Genomic DNA, 17,533 nt, shown 5'->3' on the forward strand with positions numbered 1-17,533 from the left:
CATGGCGGAAATCACCTACGTCCGAGGCGATGCCACCACGCCCCAGGGCAAGGGCGTGAGGGTGATCGCGCACGTCTGCAACGACCTCGGCGGCTGGGGCAAGGGCTTCGTGCTCGCGCTCTCCAGACGCTGGCCCGAGCCCGAGGCCGCGTTCCGACGCTGGCACCGGGAGCGGGCGAAGAACGACTTCGGCCTCGGCGGCCTGCAACTGGTGCAGGTCGAGCCGTACGGCTGGGTGGCCAACATGGTCGGCCAGCGCGGCATCCGAACCGGACGCTCCACCGGAGTGCCGGTGCGGTACGAGGCGGTCGACACCGCGCTGGCCGCCCTGGGCGAGCGCGCGCTCGAACTCGGCGCCTCCGTCCACATGCCGCGGATCGGCTGCGGACTGGCGGGCGGGCGCTGGGCGAAGGTCGAGCCGCTGGTGGCGGCCCGACTGACGGCGCGTGGCATACCGGTGACGGTCTACGACGTCGACTGACCACCGACCGATTCCCGGTCGGCGGCCGGCCCGGGCGCGGCCGGCCAGGCGTACACGTACTCGGGCAGCAGGTAGCCGCCAGGGAAGACGCCCTCCTGCGCTCTGATCCGCACCCCGCCCTCGCGCTCGTAGAAGGCGATCGCGCGGGTGTTGCCGCTCAGCACCTCCAGGTACAGCTCGGCCCCGGGGTGCCGCTCGGCGACCTCGGCACGGGCTGCGACCAGTAGTTCACGGCCGATGCCACCGCCGGTGCGGCCGGGGCGGACGTGCAGGTTGTCCACCAGCACCCGACCGTCGGGCTGCGGCACAAGATAGACGAACCCGACCGTCTCGCCAGCCTGTTCGGCGATCAGCAGGACCGGAGTGTTCTCCGGCTCACCGTAGTCCGCTTCGAGGCGCAGCTCCCACAGCTCGCACCGCTGGGCGGCCAGCCCGCCCCCGAGCGCCTCGTCGGGGACGATCCCCCGGTACGTGGTGCGCCAGCTGTCGGAGTGCAGCTCGGCGACGCACGCGGCGTCCTGCGCTCCGCCGTGCCGGATGGCGGCCTGCCCTGAACCAATCATGTGACGAGCCTCCCACAGAGATGGAGTTGAACATGTTCAATCGAACCCGCTACAGTTCCAACCAGCTTTTGAACGCGTTCGAAATCACGGGGGCGGTGGTCGCGGCACCGGATGCGGAGGGGGCATCCGGTGCCGCGAGCACCGACAACACCGACACCGGGTGGAACGTCGTCTCCAGCTAGGCTCGTGCCGTGGACGACCTGGCAGCGACGAACCGAACGGACGGCGAGAAGGGTGCGGCCGAGCCTTCGGCCGCACCCGCCACGGACACCGGGCCCATGCCCGGCGGCCGGGCCCAGCCGAAGACCGACAAGAGCGAGGCGACCCGGGCGCTGATCCTGGAGACGGCCATGCGGCTGTTCCAGGAGCGGGGGTACGAGAAGACCACCATGCGCGCGATCGCCACCGAGGCAGGCGTCTCGGTCGGCAATGCCTACTACTACTTCTCGGCAAAGGAATTCCTGATCCAGGGGTTCTACGACCGGATGACCCACGACCACGCGGCCGACGCCAGGCGCCGCATGGCCCACACCCGGGACTTCGGCGAGCGGCTGCAGATCACGCTGACCTCCTGGCTGGACACGGCGGCCCCGTACCACGAGTTCGCCGCGCAGTTCTTCCGCACCGCAGCCGACCCGACCAGCTCGCTGAGTCCGTTCTCCAACGAGTCCCACCCGGCCCGGGCGACGGCGGTCGAGCTGTTCCGCGAGGTCCTCCAGGGCTCGGAGCTGGCGCCGAAGCTGGACGCCGAGCTGGTCGAGCTGCTGCCCGACGTGCTCTGGCTGCACCTGATGGTCGTGGTGCTCTACTGGGTCTTCGACCGGACCGAGGACACCGAGCGGACCAGGGAGTTCGTCCGACGCTCGACGCCGCTGGCGGCCCGGGTCATCAACCTGTCGCGCTACCGGGTGTTCCGGCCGATCGTGCGCGACGCCAAGGGGCTGATCCAGGACTTCATCCTCCCCACGATCGGCAGGACGGCCGTCAAGTAGCGCCGTTCCGGGGAACGTCGTGATACGTCGGAGGCCGGACCGCGCAGCGCGGTCCGGCCTCCGACGCGTACCGGCGACTCAGAACTCGGTCGGCGTCCAGGACCGCAGCGGGGCGCGCAGCAGCAGGTCGGCGGCGGCCGCCGCACCCGGGCGCAGCTCGGTGAGCAGCGCCGCTGCGGCCAGCCTCGGGGCCGTCTCGGAGCCCAGGTAGAGCGAGCCCAACTCGGAGGCCCCGAGGGCGAGATCGGCGTCGTCGGTGGTCCGGGCACAGCGGCCGGTGCCGTCCCCGGCGACCTCGATCGCGAAGCGGCCCGAGGCGTAGCCGAGCCGGTCCTCGACCTCCAGCACCACCCGGCCGGGGGCGCCGTACGTCCGGGCGTTGAACGCGGCCTCGACATCCAGCAGCCGCAGCCACATGGAGTCGGAGTTCGCCTCGTGCGGCGTCGCCGCGCGCGGGTCCTGGAGCAGCAGCGGCAGCGGGTCGTCCGGGGAGACGCTCTCCACCGCGACCTTGCGCACCCAGTCGACGGACAGCACCAGTCGCCACAGTTCGACCGCGGTGGGCAGGTCGAGGGCGATGAACTCGTCCACGGTGAGCACCGCGTTGGGGTAGGCGCCGTCCCACTTGTTCTCGACCCGGTAGACCACCAGACCGGTGACCTCACCGTCGGCGTCCCGGTGGACGGCGGTGAACGGCTCCTTGAAGTCGTCGCCCGGCACCCGGATCTCGTTGGTCTTGCGCTGCCACCAGATCTCGTTGCGGGCGATCGCGCCCGGCTGGGTGAGCCGCCAGCGGTCGTACAGCTCCGCGCCGAGCTCGCGCTGCTCCGCCAGGGTCACGAAGTCGATCCGGCCGCCGGGCGCACCGGGCAGGCCCTCGCGCAGACCGCGGGTGCGCCCCAGGTCGATGTTCCAGCCGCAGCCCCGGGTGGCCGGGCCGAAGCCGAACCGGCCGTAGATGTTGTACTCGGCGGCCATCAGGACGGCGACCGCGCAGCCGCGCTCGGCGGCGGAGGCGAGGTCGCGCCGCACCATCGCGCTGAGCAGGCCCCGGCGGCGGTGCGTCGAGCTGACCGTGACGTTGGTGATCGCGTCGGCCTGGACGACGGCCCCGCCGGGGACGGTCAGCTCCACGTCGAAGCTGCGGTAGGTGGCGATCTGGCGGTCCCCGTCGAACCCGGCCAGCATCCGGCCCGGCTCCCACTGCATGCGGCGCAGCTCCGGCGCGACACCAGCGTGCGGGCGCAGGAAGCCGAAGTTGAGCGCCCGGTTCCAGGCCTCCACCTCCTCCACGGAGACGGCTCGGACCTGGAGCCCGTTCACGATGTCAGCGGAGGTGTCATCGATGATGTTGCCCATCGGGCCACCGTACGGCGGTGGCCCGGGGGTGGCATCCGATTTATTCCGTCCCCGATCCGGTGTACTCGCCCGGCGTCACGACCCAGTGGTTGGTGCGCAGGATCCGGTCCGCGAAGTCGAGGTCACGCTCGCCGAGCAGCCGGAAGCCGAGCGCCCGGCAGATCCCGTTGGACGGGCCGTTGGTCACCCCCGGGTTGGCGTGCACCACGCCCCAGCGGCCGTCCCGCGCGGCGGCGTCCAGCAGTTCACGCACCGCCGCCTTGGCCAGGCCGCGGCCCTGGTACTCCGGCAGCACCATCCAGCCGATCTCGGTGACGAGGGCGCCGTCCTCCTCGTCCTGCCAGAGCACGATCGTGCCGGCCGCCTCGTCGTCGGCACCGTCCGGGACGATCATCTTGATCCAGGAGCGGTCCGCCGCCGCCAGTTCGACGTCCTTGCGCAGCCGCGCCTCCACCCCCTCCCGCGGCAGCGGCCCGCCCAGCTCGGCCATCATCCCGGCGTCACACCGCATCCGGACGTACGCCTCGACGTCGCCCGCCTCCACGTTCCGCAGCCGCACGGTTCCTCCTCAGGAGTGCTCGGAGCAACCACGCTAGCGTCGGCCGCCGACATGCTCGTGCGGGAGCGCCCCGACCGGCCGGTAGCCTGCGGGGCACACGATCGCCGGACGATGGGGGGAACCATGGACGTCTCGGAGCTGCTCGCGCGGAAGGAAGCCGAGGCGAAACGGAATGCGGACCTGTGGGAGAGCCTGTTCGGCAAGGGCGCTCAGGTTCTGCTGACGCTGCTCGCGCCGGCGGGCTGGATCTGGACGCTCTACCTGGCCTTCTTCACCTCCTGCGACGCCCACTACGAGTGGAGCCACTGCAACGACCAGCTCGGCGACACCGTCCGCGTCGGTGTGGTGACGGCGCTCGTCACCTTCCTCTGGCTCTGGCAGGCGTCCGCCCGCCGGATCAGGCGGCTGGAGGACGAGCTCGCCGAGCGGGGCTGACCGGGCCGGCCGGGCGGGGCCGATCGGGCGGGCGGGGCCGATCGACTCCCCGCGGGCCGCCCTCGTGGCTACGGGCGGGCGTAGAAGTTCGGAGTGCCCATGACCCAGAGGCTGGCCTGTTTGATCGGCCTGCCGACGCGGGGGGCTTCGATCATCTGGTCGTCGCCGATGTAGAGGCCGACGTGGTGGATGTCGGCGGCGCGGCCGGTCTTGGTCCAGAAGACCAGGTCGCCGGGGCGCAGTTGGCGGTAGCTGATCGGGGTGGACTGGGCGTACTGGTCGGCGGCGAAGTGGTTGAGCCGTTTGCCGCCGGTGCGCCAGGCCATCATGGTCAGCCCCGAGCAGTCGTAGCCGTTCGGACCCTCCCCGCCCCAGATGTAGGGCAGGCCGATCTTGGATCGGGCGAAGGCCACGGCGGCGGCCGCGCCCTCGGCGGACCCGGGGCCGACAGGGGGCGGCGGCCCCGGGTCCGCGGCTGCGGCAGCGGCGGCGGCTGCTGCGGCGGCCGTCTCCAGGGCGTCGCGGCGTTCGCGCTCCAGCTCGACGGTGGTGTGCCGGGCGGCGGCCAGTTCGGCGAGCAGGTTCTCGTGGCGGCTGGTGGCGGCGGCGACCTCGCTCTGCTGGGCGGCGAGTCGCTGCTCGGCCCGGGCCTTGGCGGCACCGACCTCGGTCGCGGCCTTCTCGGCGGCCTCGGTGGCGGTCCTGGCGGCGGCGGAGGCGGTCCTGGCGGCGGCGGCCGTGGAGGTGGCGGCGTCCAGGATCTGCCGGGTGCGCCCACTGACCACGCCGATCACCGCCGCTCGCTCGCCGGCCTCGCGCGGGCCGTGGGCGCCGAGCAGGGCGTTGAGCGCGGACAGTTCGGCGCCCGCGCCCTGGCGGTACGTTTCGGCGGCCAGTCGGGCCGCGTCCTCGGCCGCCTCGGTGCGTGCGGCCTCCGCGGCGGCCGCACGCCCGGCGGCGGCGGTCTCCTCGTCGCGGGCCCGGGTGAGGGCGAGCTGGGCGCCGTTGTAGGCCTCGACGGCCTCTTCGGCTCCGCGTTCGGCCTGGTCGAGTTCGGCCCGGGCGGCGGTGAGCTCGGCCTCCAGGGCGGCGACCGAGGCGGCCACGCCGTCGGCCTCGGCGCGGGCCCGGTCGATCTCCTCGGTGGTCGGGTACGGGTCCTCTCCCCCGTCGTCGCCCCGGGCCCGGCCGGCCGCCGGTTCGGGATCCGCCGGGGCGGCCTGGGCGGCGGGGAGCAGCCCGAGCAGGGCGGTGAGGGACAACAGGAGGGTCGGCAGGAGCCTGCGCGCCACGGAACATCCCTTCTCACGGGTCCGGAGGGGACGGCGGCGGACGCCGAGCGGCTCGCGGGCGGACGGCGGCCGGGCGGCGAGAGGTCCGACGAATCATCCCATCATGCGACAGAACGGTCATTCGCCAGTCATGTTCTCAATTTCGCCGCTTTTCACATCTCAGACGCGCCCCGCCGGCCGGGTGACCATCCGATGATCCGACCATGCGTCAACTCCGGGCGGGCGTGCCGGGCATACGGACTACCGGTGGATCCGATGGGTGCGCGTCCGCAGGTGGAGGTGTCGCCGAGGCCGGCGCTGCTGCGCGTTCGCGCCGAGCGCGTACGTCCGGTTGCGCCCGGCCCGGACCGTACGGCGGCGCTGCTGCGCCCCGCGGGAGCGGCCCGGACCGCTGCCGGAGGCGCCCTCGCCGGGCTGCGCCTGCACCGCGGGCAGGTGCGCCACCACCCTGGGGGCGGCCGCCGAGCGCCGGTCGACCAACCGGGCCTGACGACGGGCCAGCGCCCGTGCGGCGTGCGCGTCGAGGTGGGCGCTGGCCCGGGCGGCCATCCGCTCGGCGACCCGGTGGGCGGCCGGGTGGTTGGCGGACACCTTGTCCGGGGCGCCGGCGATCAGATCGAAGAGCCAGGTGCGGGCCCGGTCGGCGCGCCGGTGCAGCAGGCGCTCACGCCGGAGCGCACGCGCCCGGCGACGGGAGCGCGGCTTGTACCGCCAGCGGGCCCACGGGCTGCTCGGACGGGCCAGCCGGATCGCACCGATCCAGGACAGGCCGGGGACCATGATCCCGAGCAGGCCGGTCCACACCTTGCCCTTGAACAGGGTGATCACCGAGGCCAGCGCGTTCACCGAGATCACCGTGATCAGACCCCACCTGGTCTCCTCGCCCGGCAGGGCGCCGAACGGCACGTACCCGATCAGCAGCAGGGCGGTGAACAGGATGCCGAAGATCACCGCGTCCACCGACTTGCGGCCCTGCTCGCTCCAGTACACGTCGTCCAGGTGCAGGATCAGCGCGAACTCGTCCAGCACCAGGCCGCAGCCGATGCCGAAGACCAGCCCGAACAGGTCGATCCACGGGGTCCCGCCGTAGGTGGCGAACACCCCGATGCCGCCGACCAGCAGGAAGCCCAGGCCGAACACCATGTGGTGGATGTGCAGGCCGCCCGGGGTGACGTTGCCCGGCCACCAGCGCACCTGGGCGCGGATCATCCGCACGCTGAACCGGATGAAGACGAAGGAGGTGATGAAACCGACCAGCAGCAGGAACAGCGGCTGCTTGTGCGCGTTGACGATGTGCTCGCGGTAGCCGTCCAGCAGTGTGGTCATGGGTCTTACCTTCGTTCCTGGTCCTGCGTCCTGCCTGCCGTGACATGGCCCGGGGCCCAAGAGGGTCCACCGCGGGTCAACACGCGGTCAGAACCCTCGGGTGCGCTTGGCCGCCCGGCGCGGCATCGCCGGGTAGAGCGAGGGGAGCTCGGCGCCGACCGGCAGCTTCAGGAACAGCCTGGCTATCTCCCCGCCGAGGTTCACCCCGACCGCCAGCGCCATCGCGATCGCCGCCGCCCGGAAGACCGACACCAGACCGGTGCTGGAGTGCCCCTGGGCGAAGGCGAGCATCCCGAGGTAGAGCGCCGAACCCGGCATCAGCGGGCCGATCGCGGCGGTCACGTACGGCAGCGCCGAGCCGTTGCGGGAGCGCGCCATCAGCTGGCCGAAGAGGCCGACCAGGCCGGCCGCCACCCCGGTCGCGGCGATCGGGTTGACGCCCGCGTTGTAGACCAGCGCGCCGTAGCTGGCCCAACCGATGCCGCTGTTGACCGTGACCAGGGCGAGGGTGCGGCGGTCGGTCTGCAGCAGCATCGCGAAAGCCAGGGTCAGCAGCATCGCGGCGACCATCTGGACCGGCGGGTAGCTGATGCCCGCCAGGCTCTCGTCCGGCTTCAGCTTCGCCTCGAAGCCGACGCCCAGGTAGAGGATCACCATCACGCCGATCACGATGCCCGCGACCAGGTAGATCACTTCCAGCAGACGGGCCGCGGCGGTGATGTAGAAGCCGGTCAGGCCGTCCTGGACGGCGGCCACCAGGGCGCGCCCGGGCAGCAGGGCGAACAGGCCGCCGGTGATCACGACGGAGCCGCGCAGGCCCCAGTCGTTGAAGGACAGGATGATGCCCGAGGCGGCGGCCGGCATCGCGGCCGAGACGAACTGGTAGAACTCCGGCAGCCGGCGGCGGGCCAGCGCGGAGGCCAGCCGGTCGCCGAGGACGGCCGCGACGAAGGCACTGGCGAAGACCAGCCAGGCCTTGTCGTCGATCCGCCCGCCGACCAGGAAGGTCGCCGCGCCGGCCAGCAGACCGGTGGTCAGGGCGAGCAGCCAGGCCGGGTACGGGTGCCGGTTGCGGCGGATCAGGGCCAGCCGGCGGTAGGCGTCGTTGACCGTCACCTTCTCCGCGGTGATGTCCGCGACCAGCTCGTACACCGCGTTCAGCCGGGTGTAGTCGGAGGTCCGGCGACGCACCACGCGGTCGGCGGTGACCGGCGGCTCGACCAGCGAGGGCTGGTGCGAGATGCCGATCAGGGTGAAGGTCACCTGCGGCTCGCAGCGGTCCAGCCGGTAGGCGTGCGCGATGCCGAGCATCGCCGCCTCGACGTCCTCGGCGGCCTCGCCGCTGGCCAGCAGCAGCTCACCGATGCGCAGCGTCAGGTCGAGGATGCGGGGCACGTTGCGGGCGGTGCCCGCGGAGGGGTGCAGTTCGCGGGCGGTCCGCTCGAAGGCGGGGCGCTCGGACATCGGGGTGCGCAGCAGGGTGCGCATCCGGTCCGGCCACGGTGCCTCGCCGGGGGCGCCGGGGGTGAGCTCGGGGATCGGGATGCCGGTGGGCGGGGTGTAGCCGGCCGCGCGCCACTCCTCGGGGGTGAGGGTGTCCTCGGCGACCGAGCGGCGGCGGGCCGGGCGTCCCTCCTCGGGGCGGGGCTCCCGGGGGCGCACCTCGATGGTGAGGTCGGGGTGCGGCTCCGGGGTCGGCTCGACGCGCGGCTGTGGAGCCGGTTCCGGGGTCAGCAGGCCCTTGGTCTCCGGGATCGGCGGGACGAACGGGACGACGGTGGTGGGCTCGACGGGCGGGGCGGGGTGGCCGAGCAGGCCCTCGGTGGGCGGTGCGTCGGCGGGGTGCACCGGCTTCGGCGGCGCCTGCCTCGCCTGACGGACCGCCCGGCCTCCCCTCGCCCGCTTGCCCGCACCCGGTCGGCCCCGCTTAGGCACTTCCGCTCCTTGCCGCCCCTGGTGGCCTCCGGCCACCGTTCGATCTCGGGTTACACCTTGCCTGATCGAACAGTGTGACGCACATGTACGGGACGTCCCGTGGCCTGCGCCTCGATCGCCTACCCGGCGCGGTGGCGGGCGGTGGTCGCCGTGCCGGAACGGCGGGCCCGGAGCAGTTCGATCGCCACCGGGATCACCGAGACCAGCACGATGCCGACCAGGATCGCCTCGATGTTGTCCCGGACGAAGGGGATCCGGCCGAGGAAGTAGCCGAGCACGGTGACGCCGGCGCCCCACAGCACGCCGCCGACCACGTTGAAGACCGCGAAGCCGCGGTAGTTCATCCTGCTCACCCCGGCCACGATCGGGGTGAAGGTGCGGACGATCGGCACGAAGCGGGCCAGCACGATCGCCTTGGGGCCGTGCTGCTCGAAGAAGGCGGCGGCCTTCTCGACGTTCTCCTGCTTGAAGACCCGGGAGTCGGGACGGCGGAGCAGGCTCGGCCCGACCTTCCGGCCGAACAGGTAGCCGACCTGGTCCCCGGCGACCGCGGCCAGCACGATCAGCGCGCAGACCAGCCAGAGCGGCTGGTGCAGGTAGGTGCCGCCGGCCAGCAGCAGGCCGGTGGTGAACAGCAGCGAGTCGCCGGGGAGGAAGAAGCCGACCAGGAGGCCGGACTCGGCGAAGACGACGGCCAGGATGCCGATCAGGCCGAAGGTGGAGATCAGGTTGGTCGGGTCGAGCCAGGAGGGGCCGAGGGCGAGGCTGGTCACGGTACGGGCACTCCCGGGGTCGAGGCTCAGCAATGAAAAAGCAAAGCACTGGTAAAGACTCGACTGTGGCCGGAAAGGTTCCCGGGCAGGGTGCGGCGCACTGGCGCCGGGAACGCCTCGACCCCGGCAGTCGGTGACCGCCGGGGCCGGGGCGCCGGGGAGGGCGGGGGCTCAGAGCCCGTAGCGCTCGATGATCTCCGTGTGCCGGCCGAGGTCCGCCTCCGCCGCCTTGGCCAGGTCGAGCCAGGCGAGCGGGTGCTCCCAGCCGGCGGTGAGCCGGTGCATCAGCGCGTCGGCCTCCTCGGCCGAGGCGGTCGGCGGCACCCCGAGCGCGGCGTAGATGCCGGGCAGCGTCGTCTTCTCGCTCTCGTCCGCCGGGTCGACGACCCGGTACTGGTCCCCGCTGTACGTCCAGACCGCGTAGCCGGACTCCCGCAGACCGTCGCGCAGCTCGGCCCAGGCGTCGTCGCCGGGCCAGGCGCCGTCGATCCAGTACGTGGTGTAGCCGGCCGGGTCGAGCAGGGTCAGCAGCTCGAACTCCGGGCGCCAGCGCGCCCGCTCCGCCTCGGGGGCCTCCTCCCCCGGCGGCGGCTCCCGCAGCGCCGGGACGAACACCACCACGTCGCCGTGGTTGAGCGTCAGGCTGTCGCCCAGCACCGGCAGGATCCGGGCGGTGGCCGGCCCGGTCCGGACGGCGGCCAGCTCGGCCGTCGTGCCGTCGGTACGGGTGGTGCGGACGGTGACCAGCTGCCACTCCTCGTCCACCGGGCCCTCGGGCTCGTCGAACTCGATGCCGAGCCGCGCGCCGGTGGAGCGGACCACCGCCCAGTCCCGGTTGGCGGTGGCCACGGCCGCCAGGTGCCAGAGGTCGGCCTCCTGGACCGTCAGGTGGACCTCCTCCCCGGCCTGCTCGGCGGGCAGGGCGCGATCCAGCAGCTCCTGGAGGTAGCGCTGCGCGGCGACGTGGTCGCCCAGGTGGGTGGCGGCGGCGGAGGCCAGGCGGCGGGTGTTGATCCGGCTGTCGTCCAGCGCGAGGATCGCCTCGCAGTGCTCCAGCACCTCGGCCCAGCGGCCCTCGGTGGTGGCCAGGCGGGCGCGTATCCAGTGCGAGTCGGCCGGGCCGGTCACGGCCAGCCGGTCGGCGAGACGGCGCACGCCCTCGGCGTCCCGGGCCTCGACCAGGGTGTGACCGAGGACATCGATCAGCTGCGCGTCGGCCGGGTCCGCTTCCAGTCGGCGCCACAGCAGGTCGGCGGAGGCCCGGGCATGGCCGAGCTCACCGAGCAGCAAGGCCAGGAAGATCGCCAGTTCGGTGGCGCCGGCCTGCTCACCCTGGTACCGGTCCAGGGCGACGGAGAGCAGGTCGGCGTCGGTCTCGGGGTGCACCTCGGCCTGGGCCTGCAGGTGCGTCGTCAGTTCGCCCGACGGAACCGGCAGCTCGGGCACCGGCAGCGCCTCGGCGGCCGCGCGCAGGGCGGCGACAGCCTGGGCCACGCCGTCGGTGCGACGCAACTGGGTGAGCTTACGCTCCCCGGTCGCGGCGAGCGTGATCGCCACCGTACGGGCACCGCGGGCGAGCGCCAGCCGACCCGCCGCCAGCAGCAGGTCCACGCACGGGCGGTGCGAGCCGGTGCCGTCCAGGTAACCGACCCAGCCGGCCAGCACGGCGCCCAGCTCGATGTCGTTCTCCCAGGCGCCGGCCACGACCAGCAGCTCGACCGTCTCCGTCCAGGCCTGGCGCAGGTCGGCGTGGCGCTCGGCGGCCTCGCGGGCGGGCAGCAGGGCGAGCGCCTCGTCGATCCGGCCGAGCGAGGCCAGCGCGCGGGCCCTCAGCAGGCCGCCCCAGAGCCGGTCGCTCTCGTCGATCTCGCGGCCCCGGGCGCGTTCGGCCTGCTCGGCGGTGTCGACCAGCGCGAGCACGTCCTCGTGCCGGCCCAGCCGGTGCAGGGTGCCGGCCCGGGCGTGGTGGAAGTGCAGCGAGAGCCGCTCGCCTGCGGCCTGTATTCGGGCGGCCGCGGTGTCCAGGTGGCTGAGCGCCTCGGCCGGGCGGCCGTCGTCCTCCAGCGCGTCGGCGTACTCGCGGGAGAGGCAGTCGAAGCAGGCGCGGCCCGGCTCGATCCGCTCCAGCGTCTCGCCGAGCACCTCCAGCCGCTGCGGCACGTAGCCGGGGCCGTCGACCCGCGCGTGACAGATCGCGAAGTCCTGCACCACGCAGACCGACTGCGGGCAACCGGCGGTCTCCTCGCGGTGGGCGAACTCCAGCAGGTCGACCGCCTCGGGCAGGGCCTGCTCGCCCTGGTGACGCTTGTTCAGCAGGTTCTGCATCCGCCAGTGCCGCAGGTAGACCTCGACCCACGGCAGGCCGAGCGCCCGGGCGGCCGCCAGCGCCTCCGGGTAGACCGCGTCCAGCTGCTCGTTGCGGCCCTCGTTGGCGTGGCCGGGGAGCTCGTAGATGGCGTCGGCCAGCCGCCGGTGGCCGCCCTCGGCCAACTGATGGTGGGTGTCGTGGACCCAGGCCCAGATGTCGGTCGTCATGGTCGCTCCCCCTGCGTCGTGCTGATGAGTTGTCTACCGCAAGTCACTGACAATCCGTCCGTCACGGCGCCCCGATCCGCCCGTCACGGCGTTCCCGACGGTGCCCCTCACGCTCCCTCGGAGAGCGCCCCGGGGCTGTCCGGGACGTCCGGCAGGCCGGTCGGGACGGCGGCGGTCAGGGCGGAGACCGCCGTACCGATGCCGGCCAGCGCGGCGCCGAGGTCCCCCTCGGAGGGGCCGGCCGAGGCGGAGGCCATGATCACCTTGACCGAGCGGAGCAGCCCGGCCGCGGTGGCGCTGCCGGTGTGCCCGGTGCGGTAAGCGGTGAGCAGGTCCTGGACGGCCGGGCAGGCCAGGTTGAGGTAGAGCCGGGCCTTGACCCCGCCGTCGGTGCGGGCGGTGAACGCCCGGGCCAGCCGCAGCGCGGCGGACGGGATCCGGGCGTCGGCCCGGTCGTCCTCGATCAGGGCCTTCCGCTCGGCCTCGCGGTCCGGCACCAGGACCAGCGGCAGGCCCGGCGGGTCGAAACGGGCCGGGACGAGTTGCTCGCCCGGGTCGGCGAGGGCGCCGGCCAGCCAGGCCGACTCCTCCGGCGGCAGCGGGCGCTCCGGGTCGCGGAAGAGTTCGCGGTTGCCCTGCTCGCTGCCCAGCTCGACCAGCCGGCAGCCGCGCAGCCGGGCGTAGCGGCGCAGGAACGGCAGGACGGCGTAGCGGTCGCCGCGGGCGATCGGCACCTGCATCGCCCAGTAGAGCATCTCCTCGAAGCCGCCGCCGCTGCCGAGCGCGACGTGCACCGCTCCCCCGCCGGCCGCGCGCAGCGCGCCCGCGGTGAGGTCGCCCTGCGAGGTGGGCACCGGGACGTCGTCGGCGAGCAGGGTGAACAGCCGCTCGTCGCAGAGCGCGGCGCCGAGCAGGTCCTGGCCGTGCCGGGTGAGGATGCGCCGCCAGGCGGCGGGCCGCAGCCGGGCCGTCTCGTACAGGCCGTCCACGATGGCGTCGGTGAGGGCCTTCTGCAGCGCGCGGTAGTGCTCGTCGCGCTGGAGGTCCTCGCGGCTGGCGGTGGGGGTGAGCCGGTTGGACTCCACCACGCCGCCGATGAACCCGGCCCAGCTGGGCAGCAGGTCGCGGGCGTCCTCGGCGAGCAGCATGCCGCGCAGGTAGACGGCGAGGTCGCGGTTGTCGCTGCTGCCGTAGGTCCCGCCGTCCTGGACCCAGAGCAGGCCGACGGCGTCGGTGGCGTCCTCGACGGGGTGGACGGGGAAGGCCGTGAGCGGCTCGAAGCGACGCCCGAAGGCGGTGGCGAAGCGCATCCGGGCGGCGTGCCGGTCACCGTCGATCGTCTGCCGCCAGGGCACCTGGACGGAGTTGACCAGTTCGGTGTCCTCGCCGACGTAGACCGGGATCGGCAGCAACACGCAGTAGCGGCCGAGGACTTCGCGCAGGGCGTGCTCGTCGGCGAGGTGGGCGTGCTCGGTCTTGAGCGCCAGCTCGACCACGGTGCCCGGCTGCGGCCGCGCGGGGACCGGCTCGACCCGGTACTGCTCGCCGCCGCGGCTGCGGTAGCGGTGGCCGAGTCCCGGTTCGCGGTGCGAGGTGGTGGTGACGGTGACCTCGTCGGCGACCGCGAAGGCGGACAGGAAGCCCAGGCCGAAGGCGCCGATCAGCTCCTGGTTGCCGGTCAGTTCGCGCAGCATCCGGGTGTAGCCGGTGCCGACGGTGGCGAGGTAGGAGTGGATCTCGGGCTCGGTGAGGCCGGCCCCGGTGTCCTCGACGGAGACGGTCCGCCGCTCGGTGTCGGCGCGCACCCGGATCAGCCGGCGGTGGTCGCCCTCCGGGTCCTCCAGGAGCCGGCGGGTGTGCGAGTCGTGGGCGTTCTGGACGAGTTCGCGCAGGGCGACCAGCGGGGTGGAGTAGAGGTGGGTGGCGAGGACGTTCACCAGGCCGCCGAGATCGACCTCGGTGGTGCGCAGGTCCTCGGCGGGGGTGGGCTCGGTCGGGGCACCTTCAGACATGGGTCCCCAGTGTGCCAGTGCGACAATCCGGCGACCATTTCTTTCTTTCTGACGGAATGACGGACAGACGACGAGCTGGTGACGCATTGCGGTCAACTCCGAATTGACCGGTCCCCCACCATCGGGGGAAATGCCACCCGTTTGATGGAGTTCGTCCGCGTCGCTGGTGAATGCTGATCGTGCGACGTCAGGCAACGGCGCCACGGAGCGGCCACTCCGGTATCGCGCCACATCTCGCACTTCCAGCTCAGGGAGACCAGCGTGTCCCGTATTCGCGCAGCCGCCGCCGTCACCGCCCTCGGGGCGTTCCTCCTCGTCGGCGTCGGTGCCGCCACCGCGCACGCCGACGACGGCGCCGGCGCGATCGACCACTCCAACAGCAGCGTCGTGAGCAACGTCGGCTCCAACAACATCATCGGCAACGTCCACGGCAACGTGGTCAACACCCAGCAGACGGCCACCGGCTCGGGTGCGAGCAACCAGAACAACGGCCTCGCCGTGGCCGGCAACGGCGGGACCGTCGGCGCCCTGCAGGGCAACGGCGACTTCGACGCCCGGGTCTACTACCCGCACGCCCTCTCCTAGGCCGACACGGGCGGACCGAACGGGCCGGGTGCCCGCCCCGCGCAGACGGGCGGGCACCCGGCCCGACCCGTGCGTCAGGACAGCCCCAGCACCGCCCGGCCGAGGCGCAGCAGGCAGTCGCCGAGGTCCGGCCGGGCGCTGTGCGGACGGTTCCGCACCCCGTCGTTGACCAGCGCGAACAGCGCGTGCACCCGGATCCGGGCGTCCACCGCGTCGAAGGCGGGGCGCACCTGCTGCAGCAGCTCGACCCAGGTCCGCAGGAAGTCCCGTCGGAAGTCCACCGCGGCCCGCCGGTCCGGCGGGGCCAGCCGCTCGGTCTCGCTGAGCATCGCGCCCAGGTAGTCGCCGTTGCGCAGCGCGAAGTCGACGTACGCGCCGAGCCCGGCCGCCAGCGCCTCCTCCGGCCCGGCGGCGGCCGCGATGGCACCCTCCACCTCGTGCCGGAGCCGCTCGCGGCTGCGCCCCAGGGAGGCGGCGAGCAGGTGCGCCTTGCTGTCGAAGTGCCGGTACACGCTGGGACCGGATATGCCGACCGCGGCCCCGAGTTGGTCGGTGCTGACGTTGTCGAAGCCGCGCTGGTGGAACAGCCGGACGGCCGCCGCGAGCAGCTCCTCCCGGCGGGCCCCGGGCCTCGGCTCAGGCCCGGGGACGGCCTCGGGGCCGACGGCCGTACCGTCCAGGGACACCGCGAGGACGGCCGCGACCGTCTCGCGCAGCAGCGCCTCGGCCCGGCGGGGCTGCGGCGCGGCCGACTGGTAGGACAGCCCGGAGCAGGCCGAGAGCGCCGCCCAGCAGAGCAACTCGGCGTCGGCACCGCCCAGTTCGGGGCGCTCGGCGCGCAGCACGGCGGTCATCAGGGCGACGTCGGCGCGGAGTTCGCGCCGCAGCGCCGCCCGACGGGCCGGCGGCAGCAGTCGGGCGTCGCGCTGCACCAGGGTGCCGAGTGGACGGTGGCCGACCGCCACCGCGGCCAACACGGCGCCGAGTTCGGCGGTGGTGCCGGCCGCGCGCAGGCCGTCGGCGAGCGCGTCCAGGCCCAGCCGGACGGCGCGGTCGAGCAGTTCGGGCTTGCCGCGGAAGTGCCGGTAGAGCGCGGGCGCGGTGATGCCGACCCCGGCGGCGACCTCGGTCATCGAGACCTGGTGGTAGCCGCTGCGGTGGAAGCGGTCGGCGGCCACGGCGAGGATCTGGGCGCGCCGGCCGGGCGGCCGTCGGACCACCATGGCGGCACCTCCCTCGCGGACTCCTCCGAACGCCGTCCGAAGGCTAGCAAGGATTCACTTGGCAGCCCCGGCGGCCGGGATTCGCGGACCGGTCGACTCTGGACAGCCGAAGCTACCGACGATTAACTTGTGGGGCCACCACCTGGGCCGTTCCGCCTTGGCCGGTCCGCCGGCCGGCGCCGTCGAAGGGAGCGCCGCCGTGCGCCGCACCGTGTTCAACGAGGACCACGAGGCCTTCCGGGAGACCATCCGGGACTTCATCGCGAACGAGGTCGTCCCGGTCTACGAGAGCTGGGAGGCCGACGGCCACCCGCCGCGCGACTTCTACCGCAAGCTCGGCGAACTCGGCGTCTACGGCATCGAGGTGCCGGAGGAGTACGGCGGCGCGGGCGAGAGCGGCTTCAAGTACCAAGCGGTGATCGCCGAGGAGACCGCCCGGGCGGGCGTGAGCTTCGGCTCCTCCGGCGTGCACACCGGGCTGGTGCTGCCGTACCTGCTGGAGTACGCGAACGAGGAGCAGAGACAGCGCTGGCTGCCCGGCTTCGTCTCCGGCGACATCATGACCGCGATCGCGATGACCGAGCCGGGCGCCGGCTCCGACCTCGCGGGCATCACCACCACCGCGCGGCTCTCCGAGGACGGTACCCACTACGTCCTGAACGGCGCGAAGACCTTCATCACCGGCGGCGTGCTGGCCGACCTGGTCCTGGTGGTCTGCCGCACCGCGCCGTACGACCCGCAGAACCGCCGGGCCGGCCTGTCCATCCTCTGCGTGGACACCACGTCGGCGGGCTACACCGTCGGCCGCAAGCTGCAGAAGATCGGCCTTCGCACCTCGGACACCGCCGAGTTGGCGTTCAGCGACGTCAAGGTGCCGGTGGAGAACCTGCTCGGCGAGGAGGGCAGGGCCTTCTCCTACCTGACCCACAACCTGGTGCAGGAGCGCCTCGCGATCGCCGTCGGCGCCTACGCGGCGGCCGCGGCGGCGGTGCGCTTCGCGGTGCGGTACGTCAAGGACCGCAAGGTGTTCGGCAAGGCGGTGGCCGAGTTCCAGAACACCAAGTTCACCCTGGCCGACTGCGAGTCCCAGGTGATGGCGCAGCAGTCGATGGTGGACCGCGCGCTGGAGCTGTACCAGAACGGCGAGTTGAGCGTCGCGGACGCGGCCGCCGCGAAGCTGTTCTGCACCGAGTCCGCCTCCGTCGTCATCGACAAGTGCCTTCAGCTGCACGGTGGTTACGGCTACATCCTGGAGTACCCGATCGCCCGGCTCTACACCGACAACCGGGTGTTCCGGATCTACGGCGGCACCAGCGAGGTCATGCGCAGCATCGTCGCCAAGTCGATGGGGCTGTAGGCGCGTTGTAGGAGCCCGGGGAAATTTCCAAGCCGCGGCGGGCCGTGCCCCCATGACGGCCCGCCGCGCCCGTCTCCGTGCGGGCCGATGCGCTCGACCGAGCGGG

16 protein-coding genes are annotated in these 17,533 nt (G+C 73.2%); 6 read left to right on the top strand and 10 right to left on the bottom strand.

The features are described from left to right. Position 1 precedes the first annotated feature (1 nt). A complete protein-coding gene (locus tag ABZW30_RS18435; RefSeq protein WP_355672154.1) occupies positions 2 to 481 on the top strand; it encodes a macro domain-containing protein in 480 nt (159 codons plus the stop codon). On the opposite strand, the gene ABZW30_RS18440 is transcribed toward ABZW30_RS18435, so the two are convergent. Continuing rightward, entirely contained in the window at positions 466 to 1,044 is a 579-nt protein-coding gene (locus tag ABZW30_RS18440) for a GNAT family N-acetyltransferase (protein WP_355672155.1), read from the bottom strand. The genes ABZW30_RS18435 and ABZW30_RS18440 overlap by 16 nt on opposite strands. Before the next feature lie 32 nt (positions 1,045 to 1,076). Here ABZW30_RS18440 and ABZW30_RS18445 point away from each other — a divergent pair, with 32 nt between their 5' ends. Further along, positions 1,077 to 1,226, top strand: a complete 150-nt coding sequence (locus tag ABZW30_RS18445; RefSeq protein ID WP_355672156.1) for a hypothetical protein — start codon at positions 1,077 to 1,079, stop codon at positions 1,224 to 1,226. A 9-nt stretch (positions 1,227 to 1,235) separates the two neighbouring features. After that, entirely contained in the window at positions 1,236 to 2,036 is an 801-nt protein-coding gene (locus ABZW30_RS18450) for a TetR family transcriptional regulator (RefSeq protein WP_355672157.1), read from the top strand. 78 nt (positions 2,037 to 2,114) lie between these two features. Here the strand turns inward: ABZW30_RS18450 and ABZW30_RS18455 are convergent, their stop codons facing one another. Beyond that, the gene (locus ABZW30_RS18455; RefSeq protein WP_355672158.1) at positions 2,115 to 3,395 is read right to left on the bottom strand and encodes a GNAT family N-acetyltransferase; all 1,281 of its coding nucleotides are present in this window, start codon (positions 3,393 to 3,395) and stop codon (positions 2,115 to 2,117) included. A gap of 40 nt (positions 3,396 to 3,435) precedes the next feature. Beyond that, positions 3,436 to 3,954 (bottom strand): GNAT family N-acetyltransferase, encoded by a 519-nt coding sequence (locus tag ABZW30_RS18460; protein ID WP_355672159.1) that lies wholly within the window; start codon positions 3,952 to 3,954, stop codon positions 3,436 to 3,438. A 123-nt stretch (positions 3,955 to 4,077) separates the two neighbouring features. Between ABZW30_RS18460 and ABZW30_RS18465 the strand changes: the two genes are divergently transcribed. Then, a complete protein-coding gene (locus tag ABZW30_RS18465; protein ID WP_355672160.1) occupies positions 4,078 to 4,389 on the top strand; it encodes a hypothetical protein in 312 nt (103 codons plus the stop codon). 68 nt (positions 4,390 to 4,457) lie between these two features. On the opposite strand, the gene ABZW30_RS18470 is transcribed toward ABZW30_RS18465, so the two are convergent. The 6 genes from ABZW30_RS18470 to ABZW30_RS18495 all read right to left on the bottom strand — a co-directional run bounded on the left by ABZW30_RS18470 (position 4,458) and on the right by ABZW30_RS18495 (position 14,262). Continuing rightward, positions 4,458 to 5,681: a C40 family peptidase gene (locus ABZW30_RS18470; RefSeq protein ID WP_355672161.1), complete on the bottom strand. Its 1,224-nt coding sequence runs from the start codon at positions 5,679 to 5,681 to the stop codon at positions 4,458 to 4,460. A gap of 240 nt (positions 5,682 to 5,921) precedes the next feature. Then, positions 5,922 to 7,007 (bottom strand): hypothetical protein, encoded by a 1,086-nt coding sequence (locus ABZW30_RS18475; protein ID WP_355672162.1) that lies wholly within the window; start codon positions 7,005 to 7,007, stop codon positions 5,922 to 5,924. A gap of 87 nt (positions 7,008 to 7,094) precedes the next feature. Then, positions 7,095 to 8,942: a threonine/serine exporter family protein gene (locus tag ABZW30_RS18480; protein ID WP_355672163.1), complete on the bottom strand. Its 1,848-nt coding sequence runs from the start codon at positions 8,940 to 8,942 to the stop codon at positions 7,095 to 7,097. 119 nt (positions 8,943 to 9,061) lie between these two features. After that, positions 9,062 to 9,715 (bottom strand): VTT domain-containing protein, encoded by a 654-nt coding sequence (locus tag ABZW30_RS18485; protein WP_355672164.1) that lies wholly within the window; start codon positions 9,713 to 9,715, stop codon positions 9,062 to 9,064. Positions 9,716 to 9,886: 171 nt separating this feature from the next. Next, a complete protein-coding gene (locus ABZW30_RS18490) occupies positions 9,887 to 12,250 on the bottom strand; it encodes a hypothetical protein (RefSeq protein WP_355672165.1) in 2,364 nt (787 codons plus the stop codon). Between the two features lie 107 nt (positions 12,251 to 12,357). Then, a complete protein-coding gene (locus tag ABZW30_RS18495; RefSeq protein WP_355672166.1) occupies positions 12,358 to 14,262 on the bottom strand; it encodes an ATP-binding protein in 1,905 nt (634 codons plus the stop codon). Between the two features lie 261 nt (positions 14,263 to 14,523). Between ABZW30_RS18495 and ABZW30_RS18500 the strand changes: the two genes are divergently transcribed. After that, the gene (locus ABZW30_RS18500) at positions 14,524 to 14,847 is read left to right on the top strand and encodes a hypothetical protein (protein WP_355672167.1); all 324 of its coding nucleotides are present in this window, start codon (positions 14,524 to 14,526) and stop codon (positions 14,845 to 14,847) included. 74 nt (positions 14,848 to 14,921) lie between these two features. On the opposite strand, the gene ABZW30_RS18505 is transcribed toward ABZW30_RS18500, so the two are convergent. Further along, complete coding sequence (locus tag ABZW30_RS18505) at positions 14,922 to 16,070, bottom strand: TetR family transcriptional regulator (RefSeq protein WP_355672168.1); 1,149 nt, start codon at positions 16,068 to 16,070, stop codon at positions 14,922 to 14,924. A gap of 199 nt (positions 16,071 to 16,269) precedes the next feature. On the opposite strand from ABZW30_RS18505, the gene ABZW30_RS18510 reads away from it, so the two are divergent. Further along, the gene (locus ABZW30_RS18510) at positions 16,270 to 17,427 is read left to right on the top strand and encodes an acyl-CoA dehydrogenase family protein (RefSeq protein ID WP_355672169.1); all 1,158 of its coding nucleotides are present in this window, start codon (positions 16,270 to 16,272) and stop codon (positions 17,425 to 17,427) included. Positions 17,428 to 17,533 lie beyond the last annotated feature (106 nt).

Origin of the sequence: Kitasatospora sp. NPDC004669 (genome assembly GCF_040609455.1) — a bacterium.
In the GTDB taxonomy this organism is placed as follows: Bacteria; Actinomycetota; Actinomycetes; order Streptomycetales; family Streptomycetaceae; genus Kitasatospora.

Coding starts and splice junctions, on each gene's coding strand:
- ABZW30_RS18435 (WP_355672154.1), top strand. CDS start 2: ATGGCGGAAATCACCTACGTCCGAGGCGATGCCACCACGCCCCAGGGC.
- ABZW30_RS18440 (WP_355672155.1), bottom strand. CDS start 1,044: ATGATTGGTTCAGGGCAGGCCGCCATCCGGCACGGCGGAGCGCAGGAC.
- ABZW30_RS18445 (WP_355672156.1), top strand. CDS start 1,077: ATGTTCAATCGAACCCGCTACAGTTCCAACCAGCTTTTGAACGCGTTC.
- ABZW30_RS18455 (WP_355672158.1), bottom strand. CDS start 3,395: ATGGGCAACATCATCGATGACACCTCCGCTGACATCGTGAACGGGCTC.
- ABZW30_RS18465 (WP_355672160.1), top strand. CDS start 4,078: ATGGACGTCTCGGAGCTGCTCGCGCGGAAGGAAGCCGAGGCGAAACGG.
- ABZW30_RS18475 (WP_355672162.1), bottom strand. CDS start 7,007: ATGACCACACTGCTGGACGGCTACCGCGAGCACATCGTCAACGCGCAC.
- ABZW30_RS18490 (WP_355672165.1), bottom strand. CDS start 12,250: ATGACGACCGACATCTGGGCCTGGGTCCACGACACCCACCATCAGTTG.
- ABZW30_RS18495 (WP_355672166.1), bottom strand. CDS start 14,262: ATGTCTGAAGGTGCCCCGACCGAGCCCACCCCCGCCGAGGACCTGCGC.
- ABZW30_RS18505 (WP_355672168.1), bottom strand. CDS start 16,070: ATGGTGGTCCGACGGCCGCCCGGCCGGCGCGCCCAGATCCTCGCCGTG.